Genomic DNA, 16,658 nt, shown 5'->3' with positions numbered 1-16,658 from the left:
TGACGCAGGGTGTCAGCGAGTTCCCCAGTTGTAGTGCTGCTTGCGCAGTTGGAGGTACACGAAGGTCTCGGTGGTCACCACGCCCGGGGTCGCCCGGATGCGCCCGTTGATCACGTCGAGGAGGCCTTCGTCGTCCTCGCAGACCACCTCCACCAAGAGGTCGAAACTGCCGGCGGTGACGACGATGTACTCGACCTCGGGGATCTCGTCGAGCCGGTCGGCGACCTCCCGGACGTCGCCGTCGGTGCGCACGCCGACCATGGCCTGCCGGCGGAACCCGACCTGCAAGGGGTCGGTGACCGCGACGATCTGCATGACCTGGCTGTCCAGCAGGCGCTGGACCCGTTGCCGCACGGCGGCTTCGGAGAGCCCCACCACCTTGGCCAGGGCGGCGTAGGACATCCGCCCGTCCACCTGCAGGTGCTCGACGATGCGCTTGGACACGTCGTCGAGCGGACCTCCGGGACGGGTGCTCAATGGCAGCCGTGCCCCGTGGCGCGGACGGTCGCGGGCGCGTCCAGGGCCGGGTTCCGGTCGAAGAACCCGGCCGCCTTGAGCTGGAACGACACGGTGTCGACCGGCATGATCGGCCAGTCCTCGACGCGGGTGACGTGGTGGATGCCGAAGACGTGCCAGAGCACGACGTCGGTGCCCTCGAGCGACTCGTCGTCGGCGATCCATCGGCTCATGCCGTGGTCGACCTCGCTCTGGGTGGGGTGGTCCCCGGCCGGCCAGAGCTCGTCGTCGTGGTGGCGGGTGACCCAGACGTCGTGGCCGATGACCGGGGCCCGCTTGAACTGCGGCGCCTCCGGGTCGAACAGGTGCGGGATCGCCGCGGTCGAGGCGAGCTTGTAGGCGGTCGGCGCCCCCCACGCGTTCTTCGCGGTCGCGCTGGCCACCTTCCAGGTCCGCTGGCGCTGCCAGTCCACGTCGCGGCCGGCCTCACGCTCGGAACGGATGGGCGTGCTGGTGGTCCCGACCGCCAGCCCGTGCGGGTTGTCCTCCCCGATCGGCAGCGCGTGGGAGTCGACCTCGAACACCGTGCACTCGGGGCCGTCGACGTCGAGGTCGAGGCGGGCCACCAGGAAGTGCTGGTGGAAGGGGGCGTAGGTGCGTTCGTCGACCAGCGTCCCCGTGGCCGGAGTCGGTTCTCCCACGGGGATGGGCGTGGTGACCATGATCCCCGTCGCCCGCACCTCGCACTCGATGGTGCCGTCGAGGTAGAGCCGCCAGTAGACGAGGTACTCGTAGTTGGCGACGGTGGCGTGGAACGAGATCACCATGCGCCGCGAGCGCCGCACCTCGGCCCGGCCGAGGTTGTCGACGTGCTTCCAGAGGACGGCGTCGTCCTCCTCGTGCAGACAGATCGCATTGGTGATCGTGTAGGGCGTGCCGTGGGAGTCGGTCAGGACCGCGTCCAGGTAGCGGATCTCCCCCAGGCAGTCGCAGCCGAGCTCGAGCGACGTGGTCATGTACCCCAGGCCCCACTCGCCGATGTCGTAGGCGGTGCGGCGGTAGTGGTCGAACCCGGGGTCGCGGTACGGGACGATCATCTCCGCGAACGACATCCGGTAGGCGATGTCGCGGACCCGGCCGTGGTCGTCGTAGCGCAGCTGCTGCAGGACCAGGCCCTCGCGGGCGGTGAACCCGAGACGCACCGAGAAGTTCTGCCAGCGCAGCTCGCCGTCCTCGACGGTGAACGAGGGCCCCTCGGGCTGGGTGATCTCCAGCGGCTTCAGCTCGGCGCGCACGGCCTGCGGGGCCAGCTCGGCGGGCAGCAGGTCGGGTTCGTACTCCCCCATCACCGGGGCCGGTTCGGCGACCACCTCGGCCTCGTCGATCTCCAGCAGCTCGAACGTGTTCATGTCCACGACGAACTTGAGACCGGACAGCGGGTGGGCGTAGGGGCTGCCGTGCGGGGTCTCGCGCACCCACACGTCGACCCAGCCGAGTCGTCGGTCGCGGTGGATCTCGGGCATGACGCCGTGGCCGTAGGTCCACACGTCGAGCAGGACGAGGTCGAGGTCGGTGATCCCGCGCGCGGCGAGCGCCGCGACGACCCGGGGCTCCTCCTTGAGCACGTCGTTGCAGTCGTGCCACTCGTCGACCGTGAAGTTCGGGGTGACCCCGGGCAGATGCTCGAACTCGGCGACCTCCCCGGCGACGAGGTCGACGACCGCCTCGTAGGTCTTGTTGTCGGCGCGGTCCCACATGATCGAGCGGGCGCGTCGGGGGACCGGGTCGCCGCTGCGCCAGGCCTGGACGTCGACCTTGGGCGGTTCGGCCAGGGTGACGGTCGCGAAGCGCACGGTCTCCGCGATCCGGCCCGAGGCCCGGAGGATGTCGCGGTTCGCCTCGAACTCGGCGGTGGTCAACGGTGACAACGGGTGCGGCACGTCGGCAGTCTGGCTCCCCGAATCACGCTTGGCAAGCATGAACGCCACGCATTCCGTCGTCCACGAGGAGTCATCCCTCGGATCGAGCGGAAACGGGACGATGCTCGATCTTCGGTAACCTTCCCGCCCATGAGCACGCACACGGCGGGGGTGGACGGCAAGGGTCTGAAGACCGGAGCCCTGTCCCTGTGGGGGAACACCGTCATCGGTCTGGGCGCGACCGCGCCGGCCTACGGTCTGGCGGCGACCCTCGGCTACGTCGTGCTGGCCGTCGGCGACAAGGCGCCGGCGATGTTCCTCCTGGCGTTCCTGCCCATGCTGCTCGTCGCCGTCGCCTACCGGGAGCTGAACCGCGCGGTGCCCGACTGCGGCACGACGTTCACCTGGGGCACCAAGGCGTTCGGCCCCTGGGTCGGCTGGATGGGCGGCTGGGGCGTCGCGGTCTCCGCGATCATCGTGCTCGCCAACGTCGCCGAGATCGCCTCGATCTACTCGCTGCGCCTGATGGGACTCGACGCCGCCGCCGACAACCTGCTCGTCCGGGTGCTGCTCGGGGTCGCGTTCATCGTGGGGGCGACCTGGGTCAGCTACCGCGGCATCACGATCTCCGAACGCCTGCAGAACGTCCTGATCCTCCTGCAGTTCGCGGTGCTCGGGGTGATGGCGGTCGGCGCGCTCTGGTTGGTCTACTCCGGTCAGGCCGGCCCGCAGGCGGTCCGCCCCGAGTGGGGCTGGTTCGACCCGCGCGGGGTCCCCGAGCACGCCCTGGCCGAGGCGATGATCCTGTGCATCTTCGTCTACTGGGGCTGGGACGCCTGCCTGGCCGTGGCCGAGGAGACGAAGGACGCCGACCGGACGCCGGGGCGCGCCGCCCTGCTGGCGACCGTGATCCTGCTGGTCACGTTCGTCCTGGTGTCGGTGGCCGTCAGCGCCTTCGCCGGCTTCGGCACGACGGGGATCGGCCTGGGCAACCCCGAGAACGCCGACGACGTCCTCACCCTGCTCGGCGAACCGGTGGGCGGACCCGCCCTCGGTGCGCTGCTGCTGCTCACGGTCGCCGCCTCGGCCGCGTCCTCGACGCAGACCACGATCCTGCCCACCGCCCGCGGCGCGTTGTCGATGGCGGTCTACGGGGCCGTCCCGGAACGCTTCGCCTCGATGCACCCGCGCTACAAGGTCCCGGGTTTCGCGACCGTCGTCATGGGCGTCTCCGCGGTCGTGTTCTACCTCGTCCTGGCCCTCGTCAGCCAGAACGCGTTGCAGGACTCGGTCGCCTCGCTGGGTCTGGCGGTGGCCTTCTACTACGGCGTCACCGCCTTCGCCTGCGTCTGGTTCTTCCGCGCCACCCTGTTCCGCTCCCCCCGCCACCTCCTGCTGCGCGGGGTCCTGCCCCTGCTCGGCGGGCTGGCGATGCTGTGGGCCTTCGGGCAGAGCGCGATCGACATGATCGCCCCGGACTACGGCTACACCGTCATCGGCGGTCTGGGCGGCGTCTTCGTCATCGGGGTCGGCATGCTCGTCCTCGGTGTCCCCCTGATGCTGGCCTGCGCCCTCCGCCTGAAGGTGTTCGGCCTGCGGGACTTCTTCCGGGGCGAGACGCTGCGCGCCGACACCCCCGTCCTCGTGCCGGACACCGGGGAACCGCCCATCGGCGGTCTCTGACCGAGGGACGGCACGGGACCCGCGGGGGCGCCGGTCGCCTCAGTCCCGCGGGGCGGTGAGGACGCGCGGCCCGTCCTCGGTGACCGCGACGGTGTGCTCCTCGTGGGCGCCGGAACTCCCGTCGGCGCTGCGCAGGGTCCACCCGTCGGGATCGGTGACGATCTCGGGACGACCCCCGGCCAGGAACCACGGCTCGATCGCGATGACGAGACCCGGCCGCAGCACGAGGCCGCGTCCGGCCCGTCCGTCGTTGGGCACCGAGGGTTCCTCGTGCATGGTCCGACCCACCCCGTGCCCGCCGAACTGCGTGTTGATCCCGCATCCGCCGGCGTGGCCGATCGCCGCGATCGCCGCCGAGATGTCCCCGATCCGGTTGCCGGGAACGGCCGCGGCGATCCCTGCGTGCAGGGCCGAACGGGTGGTCTCGACGAGGGCCGTGTCGCCCGGTCGCGGTTCCCCGACCGAGAACGTGGTGGCCGAGTCCCCCGTCCACCCGTCGAGGGTGGCTCCCCCGTCGACGCACAGCAGGTCCCCCTCCTGCAGGCGGTAGTCGGTGGGCAGCCCGTGCAGGACCGCGTCGTTCACCGACAGGCAGAGGACCCCGTCGAAGGGGACCGGGGCGAACCGGGGTTGGTAACCGAGGAACGGCGAGGTCGCCCCCGCGGCGGCGAGCACCGCCCGTGCCGCCTCGTCCAGCTCGCGCAGGCTCACCCCGGGCGCTGCCGCCGTGCGGGCGGCCGCGAGCGCGTCGGCGACCACGATCCCCGCCGCCCGCATGGCCTCGATCTCGCCCGGGGTCTTCAACTCCACCATGACAACCACCCTCCGTGGCGTATCGCTACCCAGCGCAACGAAAGCACGTCCGAGTAGTTACTCATCTTGATCCAACGCGACACCCTGCGTGATCACACGGCACGATGCCGACGTGGAAGAGATCTGGTCGTCCTTCATCGACGTCGTGCACGGGATCGGCGCCGTCGGGTGCGCGCTGCTCGTGATCGGTTTCGGTCTCGAGGGGACGCCCGCCCGGGCCTTGTTCTACGCCGTCGCCGCGACACTGTTCGTCCTGGCCCTGCGCGAGCGCCGCCGCCCGCGTCCGTCCACCCGCCCCGTCCGGGTCGTCGACGTGCGGACCCTGGACCTCCGCGACACCGCGGTGGCCCCCGTCCGGTCCTCCTGAGACGGGCTCCGCGACGGGCCTGGCCGCTCAGCGCGCCAGCGCTCGGGCGATCGCGTCGGCCGCCGCCCTGAGCTGGTGGGGGCTGCGCGCGGCGTAACCGAGGACCAGGCCACCGGGTCCGGGCGCGAGGCGGTGCCGGCTCAGGGTGTCCACGACCACGCCGTCGGCCAGCAGCGCTCGGGCCAGGGCGACGTCGTCGACGCCGGGCAGGTCCACCAGCAGGTGCAGTCCCGCCGCGACACCGGAGATCCTGGCACCGGGTACCTGGGCGACCGCGGTATTGAGCGCCGCCACGAGCACGTCGCGCCGATTCCGCTGGTGGCGCCGGGCGCGACGCAGGTGCTGGTCGTAGGCGCCGTTGCCGATGAGCCGCTCCAGGACCAGCTGCGGCAGGCCGGGGGCGCAGATGTCGCTGGCGTACTTGGCCTCCAGGAAGGCCGCCCGCAGGTGCGCGGGGACCACCGCCCACCCCAGGCGCAGCGCCGGGGCCAGCGCCTTGGACACGCTGCCGGTGTGCAGCACCGACTCCGGGGCCGACGGGTGCAGCGCCGGCGTCGGGGTCCGGTCGTAGCGGTGCTCGGCGTCGTAGTCGTCCTCGATCACCAGCCCGCCGGTGCGCGCCGCCCAGCCCAGCAACCGGGTGCGTCGCCGCGGGCTCATGGCGACGCCCGTCGGGTACTGGTGGGCGGGTGTGGTGAGCACGACCCGCGCGGGGCCCGCCTCCAGCTCGTCGACCCGGAGGCCCTCGTCGTCCACGGGGACGCCGACCGGGCGCAGACCCCAGTAGGCGAGTTCGTCGCGGGCGCCGCGTGAGCCGGGGTCCTCCACGGCGATGGCACGGTGCCCGGAACGACGCAGGACGTGCGCGGTCAGCGCCAGGGTCTGGGCGACCCCGGAGACGATCACCACCGCCTCGGGGGTGGTCCGCAGTCCGCGGTGGGTGGCCAACCACCCCGCCAGGGCCGTGCGCAGGCCGAGGTCCCCCGCGGGGTCGCCGTAGCGCAGCGCGGTCACCGACGACCGGGTCAGCACCTCCCGCTCCGCCCGCAGCCACGCGGCGCGGGGGAAGCGGTCCAGGTCCGGGACGCCCGGACCGAGGTCGATCGCCGGTGGGGCCGTCGTCGCGGCGGCGGTGAACGGCGCGGCGTCCGGGGTCGCGGCGTCCGGGGTCGCGAGCGGCGCAGGGACCAGCGCGACCCGGGTGCCGGCCCGCGAGCGGGCCGTGAGGAGACCCTGCTCGGTCAACCGCTGGTAGGCCTCCACGACGACCCCCCGCGACCACCCCAGCTCGGCGGCCAGCTGCCGGCTCGGGGGCAGCCGGTCGCCGACCCCGACCACACCGTCGAGCACCGCGTCGTGGATCCGCGCGGCTAACCACGACGCCCGGCCACTGGGCGGCGCCGCCGCGGGGTCGAGCTGCAGGAAATCGGCACCCGTGGTCATTGGTCCGTCCTCCCGGCCCAGGATTGGCCCTTCTACGGCGACCATCCGACTGGTCAGCATCATGACGTGACCGACCCCCTCCCCCGCACCCCCACCTCCACGCGGTCCGGACCCACCGCGCGGCCGCCCCGGCCCCAGCGCCGAGCCCCGGGCCGGTCGTCGTGACCCCGGCCTTCCTGATGACCACCCTCGTCCTGGTCGCCACCCCCGGCACCGGCGTGGTCTACACCCTCGACGCCGGTCTGCGGCACGGTCGGCGGACGGCGGTCCTGGCCGCCGGAGCCTGCACCCTGGGGATCGTCCCGCACCTGGTCTGCTCGATCACCGGGCTGGCGGCGCTGCTGCGCACCAGCTCCTTGGCCTACGCCCTGCTGACCTGGGCGGGCATCGCCTACCTGCTCCACCTGGCGGTGCTGACCTGGTCGGACCCCGGGGACCGACTGGTCCGGGCCGCGGATCCCCGGCGGGACGCGACCACCCCCTCGACGGCATCGACGACGGCACCGACCACGGCGCGGGTGCTGCGCGACGGCGTCGTCCTCAACCTGCTCAACCCCAAGCTCACCCTCTTCTTCGTCGCGTTCCTGCCGCAGTTCGTCCCGCCCGGACCGGGCAGCGCAAGACGGATGGCCCTGCTGGCCGCGGTCTTCACGGCGGTGACGCTGGTGGTCTTCTGCGCCTACGGGCTGGCGGCCACCGCCCTGCGTCCCGTGCTCGTGCGGCGCCCCCGGTTGGCGGGCCGGGCCAACCGCGTGTTCGCCGCCACCTACGTGCTGATCGCGGGTGCGCTCGTCCTCGAGCAGCTGCCGGGCTGACCATCCGGGCCGGACGGCCCCCGCCGCGCCGACCCCGGCACCGGTCAGTAGCCTCGCGGAACCCGTCGACCGACGACCGCGGAGGAGACCCTCATGGACGAGGTGGCCCGGACCGATTCCGCCGACGTGCGCGAGCTGCACGTCGGCGACATGGACAACGTCGCCTACCTGATCACCTGCCGCAGCAGCGGCAGCCAGGTCCTCGTCGACGCCGCCGCCGAGCCGGAACGGTTGCTGGACCTCGTCCGCGCCGGCAGTCCGGACGGCAGCACGACGCTGGCCACCGTCATCACCACCCACCGCCACCACGACCACGTGGGAGCGCTCGCGGCGGTGGTGGAGGCGACCGGGGCGCACACCGCGGCCGGGGAGGACGACGCCGACCACCTGCCCGTCACCGTCGACCGCCGGTTGACGCACGGGGAGGCCGTCATCGTCGGTGGGGTCCGGCTCGACGTCGTCCACCTGCGCGGTCACACGCCGGGTTCCGTCGCCCTGGTGCTGCGGGACGCGCACGGTCCCGACCACGTGTTCACCGGGGACTCCCTGTTCCCGGGCGGGGTCGGCAACACGTTCGGCAGCGCCGAGAACTTCCGCTCGCTGGTGGCCGACGTCGAGGAGCGTCTCTTCGGGAGCCTCGACGACGACACCGTCGTCCACCCCGGGCACGGCGCGCCCACGACGATCGGCGCCGAGCGGCCGCACCTGCCGGAGTGGCGCGAACGGGGCTGGTGACCACCCCGGACGTCAGCCGTCCAGGGCCTGGCGCCGCATCTCGGGGAGCAGGAAACTCCCCAGGGCGGCGACGACGAACGCCGCCCCCAGCACCACGAACACCGGGCCGCTGCCGGCGCCGGTGAAGATGGCCGCCACCACCACGGGGGCGGCGATCGAGGCGATCCGCCCGAACCCGGCCGCGGCGCCGGCCCCCCGAGCCCGGACCGCGGTCGGGTAGACCTCCGGGGTGGTCGCGTAGAGGGCGCCCCAGGCGCCCAGGTTGCAGAACGACAGGAACATCCCGGCCGCCAGCACCTGACCCGACCCGTCGGCCCCGGCGTAGAGGAACGCCGCCACCGCCGAACCGGTCAGGAACGCCGCGAGCGTGCGCCGCCGCCCCCACGTCTCGACCAGGATCGCCGAGAGGGCGTACCCCGGCAGCTGGGCCAGGGTGATGACGAGGGTGAACTGCAGCGACCGGATCAGGGTGAACCCGTCGGCGACCAGCAGCGTCGGGATCCAGGTGAAGGCCCCGTAGTAGCTGAAGTTGACGCAGAACCACACCAGCCACAGGCCGGCCGTGCGACGGCGCAGCGCCGGGGAGAACAGCCCCGGTCCCCCGGCGGCGGATTCGTCCCCGGTCCGGGCCGGCGGGGCTTCGGCGACGAGGACGGCCCGCGGTGGCGTCCGGCCGGCCGATCGTTCGAACTGCGCCACGACGGCCTCCGCCTCGCCGGTACGGCCACGGGAGAGCAGGAACCGTGGGGACTCCGGCAACCCCCGCCGCACCACGATGGCGTACAGGGCGGGGATCGCTCCGACCGCCAACGCCCAGCGCCACCCGTCGTCGGAGATCGGCACGAGCAGGTAGCCGAGCAGGGCGGCCGCGGTCCATCCGACCGCCCAGAACGCTTCCAGCGCGACGACCACGCGCCCGCGGATCCGCCGGGGGGCGAACTCGCTGACCAGGGTCGAGGCGACCGGGAGTTCCGCACCGAGCCCCAACCCGACCACGAACCGGAACACGATCAAGGCGGTCACCGACCAGGCCAGCGCGGCCGCACCCGTCGCGACGCCGTAGACCAGCAGGGTCAGGGCGAACACCTGGCGGCGCCCGATCCGGTCGGCCAGCAGCCCGCCCAGGCTCGCCCCCAAGGCCATCCCCGCGAACCCGGCCGACGCGATCAGCGACGCGGTGGACGGGCTCAGCCCCCACTGCGCGGTCACCGCGAGCAGCACGAAGGCCACGAGACCCACGTCCATCGCGTCGAGCGCCCAGCCGACGCCGGACCCCAGCAGGAGGCGGCGGTGCCGCGGCGTGAAGGGGAGGTCGTCGAGGCGGTCGGCGACGCTCAGCGGGGCCGGACCGGGGGGCGTGGCGGGCACGGGCACTCACGCTATCCCCCGGACGGGAACTCAGCGCGGAGCCCGCCGCCACACCGCGCGCGGGGTGACGGCCATGGCGGCCGCCAGCAGTTTGAGACGGCCCGGGATCCAGACCGTCCCCGCCCCGGAGGCCAGGCCGGCGAGCACGGCGTCGGCCACCTGGGCCGGGGTGCTCGACAGCGGCGCCGGCTTCATCCCGGCGCTCATCCGTCCGACCACGAAACCCGGGCGGGCCAGCAGGAGGTGGATCCGGCTGCCGTGCAAGGCGTCCTGCAACCCGCTGGTGAACCCGTCGAGCCCGGCCTTGGCCGAGCCGTAGACGTAGTTGGCGCGTCGCACCCGCCACCCGGCGATGGAGGAGAACACCACGATCCGCCCGCCGACGTCGGTGAGCTCGCGGACCAGATGGGTGAGGACCGAGACGTGGGCGACGTAGTCGGTGTGCACGACCGCCACGGCGTGCGCGGCGTCCCGCTCGGCGCGCGCCTGGTCCCCCAGGATCCCGAAGGCGACGACGACGTCCAGGGCCCCGTGCTCGGCGACGACCCCGGAGAGCAGCCCGGCGTGCCCGGCCAGGTCGTCCGCGTCGAACTCCACGACGTCGACCCGCGTGGCGCCCGCCTCGCGCAACCGACCCGACTCCGCGGTGAGCTCGCCGCTGCGGCGGGCGGCGAGCACCACGGTCCGGGCCCCGCCGCGGACCAGCCGCTCGGCGACCTCCAGGCCGATCTCGCTGCGTCCACCGAGCAGGAGGACCGGGCGGTGGGGGGCGGCAGGGGTCACCATGGCCGCCACTCTCCCATCCGGGGCCGGCGCCCGGGCCGTCAGTCCGCCCGGCCGACCAGGTGCAGCCTCGACCCGTCCCGGCTGCGGACGGCGGTGCTCCAGCCGTTCCCGTCCGGGGCGGCGGCGACGACGTGCTCGACGGTGGCGGGCAGCAGCAGGGGTTTGCGGAACTCCACCCGGAACCGGGACGGCCCGGCGGGGGCCGCCCCCAACGCCGCCAAGGACCGCGACGCGGTCCACATCCCGTGCGCCAGCGCGCGGGGGAACCCGAAGAGTTTCGCGGTCGCGGCGCTGAGGTGGATGGGGTTCACGTCCCCGCTGACCGCGGCGAAGGCGCGCCCGGTACCCGCCGGGACGGTCCACCGTTGTCCGGGGCCGTCGGGGACCGGCAGGGGTTCGAGTTCGGGCGCCTCGCGTCCGGGGAACCGCCGACCACGGGCCAGGTATGAGCTGCGCCCGGTCCAGACCACCTCCGACCCGTGGGGGGCGGCGGTCGCCACCAGGTCGACGACGGTCCCCTTGGCGTGCGCCCGCAGCGCCGTCGCCCGGACGCGGAGGTCGAGGGGCTCCTCCGCCCGCAGCGGACGGGTCTGCTCGAACTCCTGGCGGAGGTGCACGAGACCCAGCACTCGGAACGGGAACCGCTCCCGGACCAGGAGCTGCACCTGCAGCGGGAAGGCCAGCAGGTGCACGAAGGACAGGGGGATCTCGTCGCGCAGGGGGAAGCCGCAGAGCCGGGCGTGGGCGGCGAACCGACCGGGATCGACGCGGACGGCGTCGGCCCCCAGCACGGTGCGGGGCAGTTCCGGTCGGCCCGCGCGGGCCGGCAGCAGGGCTCGCACGTAGTTCCCGGCGAGTCCCGGGGACCGGTCGGCGACGTCGACCATCACGCGCCCACCAGGTTCTGCCCGCACACCCGCAGGACCTGCCCCGTCACCCCGAGGGTGCCGGGAGCGGCCAACCAGGCGACGGCCTCGGCGACGTCCACGGGGAGACCGCCCTGCTGCAGGCTGTTGGCCCGGCGGCCGACCTCGCGGGCCACCACCGGGATCGCGGCCGTCATCGCGGTCTCGATGAAACCCGGGGCGACCGCGTTCACCGTCATCCCCCGTTCGGCCAGGACCGGGGCCAGCGCCTCGACCAGGCCGATGACCCCGGACTTGCTGGCCGCGTAGTTGCTCTGCCCCTTGGCCCCGGCGATGCCGTTGATCGAGGAGAGGCAGACGATCCGCGCGCCCGCCCGCAGCACGTCGCCCTGGTCCAGCAGACCCTCGGTCAGCCGGAGCGGAGCCTGCAGGTTCACCGCCAGGACGGAGTCCCAGCCGCGGTCGTCGAGGTTGACGAAACTCCGGTCGCGGGTGATCCCCGCGTTGTGCACGACGACGTCGACCCCGTCGAACCGGCGGCGCAGGTGCTCCCCGAGCCGCTGGGCCGCGGCCGGGGCGGTGATGTCCAGGTGCAGGGTCGAACCCCCGACCCGGTTGGCGACCCGGGCCAGGCCCTCGCCCTGGGCCGCGAGGTCGACGCAGACCACGTGCGCGCCCTCCCGGGCCAGGATTTCGGCGATCGAGGCCCCGATCCCCTGCGCCGCACCGGTGACGACCGCGACCCGCGGCTCCTCCGGGGTCTGCGGACCAGTCGGGTCCTCCGACGTCGGCCCCACGGTGAGGACCTGCCCGTCGACGAAGGCCGACCGGGCCGAGAGGAAGAACTCCAGCGCCGGGCCGAGCCCGCGGCTGCCCTCGGCGACCCGCAGCAGGTTCACGGTCGTCCCGCCCCGGGCCTCCTTGCCCAGGGTGCGCACGATGCCGTCGAGGGCACGCTGGGCCGCCCGGGCCTCGATCCCCGGGAGCGGGGCGAGGTCGGCCCCGAGCAGGATCACCCGGCCGTTGCCCCGCATCCCCCGGAACACCGGCGCCAGGTCCCGCCGGATCGGGGCGAGGTCGCAGATCTCGCGGACGTGGCGCGCGTCCAGCACGACCGCCCCGTACCGGGTGTCCTCCTCGGGTGCGACCGACCCGTCCGCGAACCCCGCGAGCAGCGCGGCCACGTCGGGCGAGGCGTCCGGGCCGGGCAGCAGCACGGCCGGGCCGACGAGGAGGTCGTCCCCGGGGCGGTGGCGGCGCAACCGCGGCGGGCGGGGGGCCCCGACCCGCTTCGCCACCGCCGCCCCCACCCCGCTGCGGACCAGGTCGGCGTAGGCGTCGGCGCTCACGAGCGCTCCAGCAGGACGACGATCCCCTGACCCCCGGCCGCGCAGACGGAGATGAGGGCCCGCCCGCCGCCGCGCTCGGCCAGGAGCTTCGCCGTGCTCGCCAGGAGGCGGGCACCGGTCGCCGCGAAGGGGTGACCGGTGGCGAGGGAGGACCCGGCGACGTTCAGCCGGGACCGGTCGACGGAACCCAGCGCACCGGGCAGACCCAACCGGTCCCGGCAGAACTCCTCGCTCTCCCAGGCCTTGAGGGTGGCCAGCACGGTCGAGGCGAACGCCTCGTGGATCTCCACGACGTCGAGGTCGTCCAGCGTGAGACCGTTGCGCTGCAGCAGGACCGGGACGGCGTGGACGGGGGCGGTGAGCAGACCCTCCCCCGCCCGGGCGTGGTCGACCGCGGCGGTCTGCGCGTCGACCACGTCGGCGAGCACCTCGAGCCGGTGCTGGGCCGCCCACTCGTGCGACCCGAGCAGGACGGCGGCGGCCCCGTCGGTCAACGGGGTGGAGTTCCCCGCGGTCATCGTGGCGGTCCCGGCCGATCCTCGTCCGAACACCGGCGGCAGGGCGGCGAGTTTCTCGAGACTGGTGTCGGGGCGCAGCGTGTCGTCGCGGCGCAGCCCGAGGTAGGGGGTCAGGAGGTCGTCGAAGAAACCGCGGTCGTAGGCCGCGGCGAGGTTCCGGTGGGAGGCCAGGGCCAGTTCGTCCTGCTCCTCGCGGCCGATGCCCCACTCCAGCGCCGTGCGAGCGGCGTGCTCCCCCATCGAGAGCCCGGTGCGGGCCTCGACGTTGCGCGGGAACGACGGTCGGATCTGCCCGGGGCGCAACCGCGACAACGCCCGTAGGCGCTGCCCCGTGCTGCGCGCGTGGGAGAGGTCGAGCAGGACCCGTCGCAGGTCGTCGTCGACGGCGATCGGGGCGTCGCTGGCGCTGTCCGCGCCCCCGGCGATGCCGGAGTCGATCTGGCCCAGCGCGATCTTGTTGGCGACGAGCACCCCGGCCTCGAGCCCGGTCGCGCAGGCCTGCTGCACGTCGTAGGTGGGGGTCCGAGGGTCCAGCGCGGTCGACAGGAGCGCCTCGCGCGTGAGGTTGAGGTCGCGGCTGTGCTTGAGGACGGCCCCGGCCACGACCTCGCCGACCGGCTGACCCGCCAGCCCGGTCCGGGCGACGAGCCCGTCGAGCGCAGCGGTGAGCAGGTCCTGGGCACTGGCACGGGCGTAGCGGCGACCCGAGCGGGCGAACGGGGTGCGGTTGCCGGCCAGGACGGCGGCCCGGCGCGGGCGTTCGGGGCGGGCGACGGACGGGTGCGACATCGGACCTCCGGGGGCGGGGCGGTCCGGTCAAGCTACCAGGTACCTCGGGTACCGGATACCGCTCGCACCGGGTACCGTCGGGACGTGGACACCGTGGCCCCACCCCCCGCGACGAGACCCGACGGTCGGAGCACCCGTTGGGCCGCGCACCGGCGTGCCCGTCGCGAGGAACTCGTCTCCGCCGCCATGCGGGCCATCTCCCGGCACGGCGCCGAGGTGGGCATGGACGAGGTCGCGGCCGCCGCCGGAACCTCCAAGACCGTCCTCTACCGGCACTTCGCCGACAAGGAAGACCTCTACCTCGCCGTCGCCGCCCGGGTGAACCGCAACGTCACCCGCGAGCTGCGGGCCGCGGTGAACCTGACCTCGACCCCGCGCGAGGCGTTGTCCGCGATGATCGCGACCTACCTGCGGCGCATCGAGCACGACCCCGAGATCTACCGGTTCGTCGTCTCCCACCCCCTGCTCGAACGGCCGACCGACCGCGACCCCGTGCAACGCATCTCCAGCGAGATCGCCGACGCCACCTCGCGGGCGATGACCGCCCACCTGCGGGCGGCCGGGGTCACCTCCGAACTCATCGACGCCCTCGCGCACGGCTTGATCGGGATGATCCGCGCGGCGGCCGACCGCTGGTTGTCCACCCCCGCCCGTCCCGGTTCCGAGGTCCTCGCGGCCGAACTCACCGCCCTGGCCTGGGGCGGGCTCTCCGCCGCCCTGCCCGACCACCTCACCGTCCTCGAGGAGCAGAGATGACCGCCGTCAGCGAGTCCCCCCGCACGACCGGGATCCCGGCGCCCGCCGCCGAGGAGGTCGCCCCGCTCGACGTCGACGCGCTGCGCCGGTTCCTGGACGGCGCGTTCGTGGCCGAGCGCGAGGCCTGCCGCGCCGAGTTCCCCGCCGACTTCTTCGACCCGACCGACCACCTCGGCACGCGCGAGCACCGCGACGTGACGGTGGACCGGTTGCGGCGCATCGCCCGGATCGGCGGGCACGAGAAGGGCTACGGGCGGGCGTGGGGCGGCACCGAGGAGCCCGGCGCGCAGGTCGCCCAGTTCGAGATGCTGGGTTTCGGGGACGCCTCGCTGATGATCAAGTCCGGGGTGCAGTGGGGGCTGTTCGGCGGGGCCGTGCAGGCGCTCGGCACCGAACGCCACCACGCCGAGCTCCTGCCCCGCATCCTGCGCCTGGAACTGTTCGGGTGCTTCGCCATGACCGAGTCCGGTCACGGTTCCGACGTCGCCTCGCTCGGGACCACCGCGACCTACGACCCGGTCACCGAGGAGTTCGTGATCGACACCCCGGACCCGGCCTCGCGCAAGGACTACATCGGCGGGGCGGCCGAGAGCGCGGAGCTCGCGGTCGTCTTCGCCCAGCTCGTGACCGGTGGGGAACGGCACGGGGTGCACGCCCTGCTCGTCCCGATCCGCGAGGACGGTCGGCCTCGACCCGGGGTCGAGATCGGGGACTGCGGTCGCAAGATGGGCCTGAACGGGGTCGACAACGGCCGGCTGTCCTTCGACGGGGTCCGGGTGCCGCGGACCGCGCTGCTGGACCGCTACGCCCAGGTCGCCGCCGACGGCACCTACACCTCCCCGATCGAGAAACCCACCGCGCGGTTCTTCACCATGCTCGGGGCCCTGGTGAAGGGGCGGGTCAGCGTCTCCGGGGGTTCCCTCAGCCAGACCAAGGTGGCGCTGAGCATCGCCGTCCGGCACGCGCTCGGCCGCCGGCAGTTCGCCCGCGTGCCGCACGCGACCGAGACCCTGCTGCTGGACTACCTGAGCCACCAGCGCCGGCTGCTGATCCCGCTGGCGACGACCTACGCGTTGAGCTTCGCGCAGGACGAGCTGATGCAGACCATGGACGAGCTGCTCAAGGTGTCCCTCTCCGGCGCCGAACCCGACGCCCGCCGTCAGCGGGAGTTCGAGACCCTGGCCGCCGGGATGAAGGCCACCTCGAGTGCCCACGCGACGGCGACCATCCAGACCTGCCGCGAGGCGTGCGGCGGGGCCGGGTACCTGGCCGACAGCCGGTTGCCCCAGCTCAAGGCCGACACCGACGTGTTCACCACCTTCGAGGGTGACAACGTCGTCCTCCTGCAACTGGTGGCCAAGGGGGTGCTCACCTCGTTCTCCCAGCAGGTGAGCGCGCTCGACTCGTTGGGGATGGCCCGGTTCGCCACGCGCGACCTGGTCTCCACCCTGGCCGGGCGCAGTCCCGCGACGTCTTTCGTGGCCGAGCTCGTCGACTCCGGACGGGATTCCGGGGAGCTGCGCGACCGGGCCTGGCAGCTGCGGATGCTCGAGGAACGACGCCGGCACGTCGTGGGCTCCCTGGCCAAGCGCATGCGCAAGGCTCGTCAGCAGCAGGAGCAGACGGCCCTGGCGGCCGTCGACGCGTTGCAGGACCACGTGATCCTGGCCGGGCGCGCGCACATGGACGTCGTCGTCGCCGAGGCCTTCACCGCGGCCATCGCCCGCGCCGAGGACCCGGCCGTGGCCGCGTTGCTGCAGGAGGTGTGCGACCTGCACGTCCTCGCCCTGCTCGAACGCGAGAAGGGGTGGTTCCTGGAGCACCGCCGGATGACCACGGTCCGGGCCAAGGCCCTGACCCACGCGGTCAACGATCTCTGCCGGACCCTCCGGGGCCGCGCGGAGGAGTTGATCGGGGGTTTCGGCATCCCCGAGGAGTGGATCGTCGGTCGGACGCTGGACGTCCCCTCCCGCCCGCTGGACGTGCGCCCCTGAG

The 16,658-nt window shown here is 73.6% G+C and carries 15 protein-coding genes; 6 read left to right on the top strand and 9 right to left on the bottom strand.

Annotated features, from left to right (window positions below; translation table 11 throughout):
- Positions 1-12: 12 nt before the first annotated feature.
- Positions 13-483: an Lrp/AsnC family transcriptional regulator gene (locus ACFFKU_RS03865; protein WP_380136118.1), complete on the bottom strand. Its 471-nt coding sequence runs from the start codon at positions 481-483 to the stop codon at positions 13-15.
- Entirely contained in the window at positions 474-2,435 is a 1,962-nt protein-coding gene (locus ACFFKU_RS03860) for a primary-amine oxidase (protein ID WP_380136117.1), read from the bottom strand. The genes ACFFKU_RS03865 and ACFFKU_RS03860 overlap by 10 nt, the downstream gene beginning before the upstream one ends.
- A gap of 90 nt (positions 2,436-2,525) precedes the next feature.
- Here ACFFKU_RS03860 and ACFFKU_RS03855 point away from each other — a divergent pair, with 90 nt between their 5' ends.
- Positions 2,526-4,058, top strand: coding sequence for an APC family permease (locus tag ACFFKU_RS03855; RefSeq protein ID WP_380135807.1), 1,533 nt, complete (start codon positions 2,526-2,528; stop codon positions 4,056-4,058).
- A 39-nt stretch (positions 4,059-4,097) separates the two neighbouring features.
- On the opposite strand, the gene map is transcribed toward ACFFKU_RS03855, so the two are convergent.
- Positions 4,098-4,871, bottom strand: coding sequence for a type I methionyl aminopeptidase (map, locus tag ACFFKU_RS03850; protein ID WP_380135805.1), 774 nt, complete (start codon positions 4,869-4,871; stop codon positions 4,098-4,100).
- 112 nt (positions 4,872-4,983) lie between these two features.
- Between map and ACFFKU_RS03845 the strand changes: the two genes are divergently transcribed.
- Complete coding sequence (locus ACFFKU_RS03845; RefSeq protein ID WP_380135802.1) at positions 4,984-5,238, top strand: hypothetical protein; 255 nt, start codon at positions 4,984-4,986, stop codon at positions 5,236-5,238.
- Between the two features lie 27 nt (positions 5,239-5,265).
- On the opposite strand, the gene pdxR is transcribed toward ACFFKU_RS03845, so the two are convergent.
- Positions 5,266-6,681, bottom strand: a complete 1,416-nt coding sequence (gene pdxR, locus ACFFKU_RS03840) for a MocR-like pyridoxine biosynthesis transcription factor PdxR (RefSeq protein WP_380135799.1) — start codon at positions 6,679-6,681, stop codon at positions 5,266-5,268.
- Between the two features lie 161 nt (positions 6,682-6,842).
- Between pdxR and ACFFKU_RS03835 the strand changes: the two genes are divergently transcribed.
- Both ACFFKU_RS03835 and ACFFKU_RS03830 read left to right on the top strand, forming a co-directional pair.
- Positions 6,843-7,496: a LysE family translocator gene (locus ACFFKU_RS03835; protein ID WP_380135797.1), complete on the top strand. Its 654-nt coding sequence runs from the start codon at positions 6,843-6,845 to the stop codon at positions 7,494-7,496.
- Between the two features lie 93 nt (positions 7,497-7,589).
- A complete protein-coding gene (locus ACFFKU_RS03830; RefSeq protein ID WP_380135794.1) occupies positions 7,590-8,231 on the top strand; it encodes an MBL fold metallo-hydrolase in 642 nt (213 codons plus the stop codon).
- A gap of 12 nt (positions 8,232-8,243) precedes the next feature.
- On the opposite strand, the gene ACFFKU_RS03825 is transcribed toward ACFFKU_RS03830, so the two are convergent.
- Genes ACFFKU_RS03825 through ACFFKU_RS03805 form a run of 5 tightly spaced genes read right to left on the bottom strand, consistent with a single transcriptional unit; the run spans position 8,244 to position 13,907 of the window.
- The gene (locus tag ACFFKU_RS03825) at positions 8,244-9,599 is read right to left on the bottom strand and encodes an MFS transporter (protein WP_380135791.1); all 1,356 of its coding nucleotides are present in this window, start codon (positions 9,597-9,599) and stop codon (positions 8,244-8,246) included.
- Between the two features lie 30 nt (positions 9,600-9,629).
- Positions 9,630-10,385, bottom strand: coding sequence for an SDR family NAD(P)-dependent oxidoreductase (locus ACFFKU_RS03820; RefSeq protein WP_380135790.1), 756 nt, complete (start codon positions 10,383-10,385; stop codon positions 9,630-9,632).
- A 38-nt stretch (positions 10,386-10,423) separates the two neighbouring features.
- Complete coding sequence (locus ACFFKU_RS03815; RefSeq protein WP_380136116.1) at positions 10,424-11,272, bottom strand: MaoC/PaaZ C-terminal domain-containing protein; 849 nt, start codon at positions 11,270-11,272, stop codon at positions 10,424-10,426.
- Positions 11,272-12,600 carry a 3-oxoacyl-ACP reductase gene (locus tag ACFFKU_RS03810; RefSeq protein ID WP_380135789.1) on the bottom strand — a complete coding sequence of 443 codons (1,329 nt, stop codon included), beginning with the start codon at positions 12,598-12,600 and terminating at the stop codon, positions 11,272-11,274. The genes ACFFKU_RS03815 and ACFFKU_RS03810 overlap by 1 nt, the downstream gene beginning before the upstream one ends.
- Positions 12,597-13,907, bottom strand: coding sequence for an acetyl-CoA C-acetyltransferase (locus ACFFKU_RS03805; protein WP_380135787.1), 1,311 nt, complete (start codon positions 13,905-13,907; stop codon positions 12,597-12,599). Before ACFFKU_RS03805 ends, ACFFKU_RS03810 begins: the two co-directional genes overlap by 4 nt.
- An 84-nt stretch (positions 13,908-13,991) precedes the next feature.
- Between ACFFKU_RS03805 and ACFFKU_RS03800 the strand changes: the two genes are divergently transcribed.
- A complete protein-coding gene (locus ACFFKU_RS03800; RefSeq protein WP_380135785.1) occupies positions 13,992-14,663 on the top strand; it encodes a TetR/AcrR family transcriptional regulator in 672 nt (223 codons plus the stop codon).
- Positions 14,660-16,657, top strand: coding sequence for an acyl-CoA dehydrogenase family protein (locus ACFFKU_RS03795; RefSeq protein ID WP_380135783.1), 1,998 nt, complete (start codon positions 14,660-14,662; stop codon positions 16,655-16,657). Before ACFFKU_RS03800 ends, ACFFKU_RS03795 begins: the two co-directional genes overlap by 4 nt.
- The last annotated feature ends 1 nt before the right edge of the window (position 16,658 follow it).

It is taken from the genome of Kineococcus gynurae, assembly GCF_042433995.1.
In the GTDB taxonomy this organism is placed as follows: Bacteria; Actinomycetota; Actinomycetes; order Actinomycetales; family Kineococcaceae; genus Kineococcus; species Kineococcus gynurae.
This window is presented reverse-complemented; position numbering and strand designations above follow the sequence as displayed.

Excerpts from the sequence above, each read along its gene's own strand:
- ACFFKU_RS03830 (WP_380135794.1), top strand. The coding sequence starts at position 7,590 with ATGGACGAGGTGGCCCGGACCGATTCCGCCGACGTGCGCGAGCTGCAC.
- ACFFKU_RS03815 (WP_380136116.1), bottom strand. The coding sequence starts at position 11,272 with ATGGTCGACGTCGCCGACCGGTCCCCGGGACTCGCCGGGAACTACGTG.
- ACFFKU_RS03805 (WP_380135787.1), bottom strand. The coding sequence starts at position 13,907 with ATGTCGCACCCGTCCGTCGCCCGCCCCGAACGCCCGCGCCGGGCCGCC.
- ACFFKU_RS03820 (WP_380135790.1), bottom strand. The coding sequence starts at position 10,385 with ATGGTGACCCCTGCCGCCCCCCACCGCCCGGTCCTCCTGCTCGGTGGA.
- ACFFKU_RS03860 (WP_380136117.1), bottom strand. The coding sequence starts at position 2,435 with ATGCTTGCCAAGCGTGATTCGGGGAGCCAGACTGCCGACGTGCCGCAC.
- pdxR (WP_380135799.1), bottom strand. The coding sequence starts at position 6,681 with ATGACCACGGGTGCCGATTTCCTGCAGCTCGACCCCGCGGCGGCGCCG.
- map (WP_380135805.1), bottom strand. The coding sequence starts at position 4,871 with ATGGTGGAGTTGAAGACCCCGGGCGAGATCGAGGCCATGCGGGCGGCG.
- ACFFKU_RS03795 (WP_380135783.1), top strand. The coding sequence starts at position 14,660 with ATGACCGCCGTCAGCGAGTCCCCCCGCACGACCGGGATCCCGGCGCCC.
- ACFFKU_RS03855 (WP_380135807.1), top strand. The coding sequence starts at position 2,526 with ATGAGCACGCACACGGCGGGGGTGGACGGCAAGGGTCTGAAGACCGGA.